Raw genomic sequence first — 515 nt, 5'->3', positions numbered from 1 at the left:
TAAGTGGCGGAACGGACGGGGCTCGAACCCGCGACCCCCTGCGTGACAGGCAGGTATTCTAACCAACTGAACTACCGCTCCACCGATTCTTTTACGTTGCATCTGTCGATGCCGGCAAAATCGCGCTCTGCGATTTGCGCATTACCAGCCGTCACGCTGATAACGTTTATTTGATGCCTGGCAGTGTCCTACTCTCGCATGGGGAGACCCCACACTACCATCGGCGCTACGGCGTTTCACTTCTGAGTTCGGCATGGGGTCAGGTGGGACCACCGCGCTATTGCCGCCAGGCAAATTCGTTTTATTCCAACCGCTTCACTCTCGTGTCGCCATCAGAACCAATCTCGGAACTTCGCTGAAAATTATTCGTATCATCCTGATACTCACCCCTTCGGGGCCAACGCTCCGCGTTGTTCAAAATCGTTCCCGACGATTTTGTCTCTCTAAAAACACCTTCGGTGTTGTAAGGTTAAGCCTCACGGATCATTAGTACTGGTTAGCTCAATGCATCGCTG

1 tRNA gene and 1 rRNA gene are annotated in these 515 nt (G+C 53.0%); both read right to left on the bottom strand.

The window, feature by feature from the left end:
• Positions 1-4: 4 nt before the first annotated feature.
• Positions 5-81, bottom strand: a tRNA-Asp gene (locus ACRAWE_RS24335).
• A 94-nt stretch (positions 82-175) separates the two neighbouring features.
• A 5S ribosomal RNA gene (gene rrf, locus ACRAWE_RS24330) occupies positions 176-291 on the bottom strand.
• Positions 292-515: the final 224 nt, after the last annotated feature.

The sequence above is a fragment of the Serratia sp. BFP-2025 genome (assembly GCF_050880365.1).
GTDB lineage: Bacteria > Pseudomonadota > Gammaproteobacteria > Enterobacterales > Enterobacteriaceae > Serratia > Serratia surfactantfaciens.
Note: the sequence above shows the minus strand (reverse complement) of the source record. Positions and strands in the feature narration are given on the sequence as shown.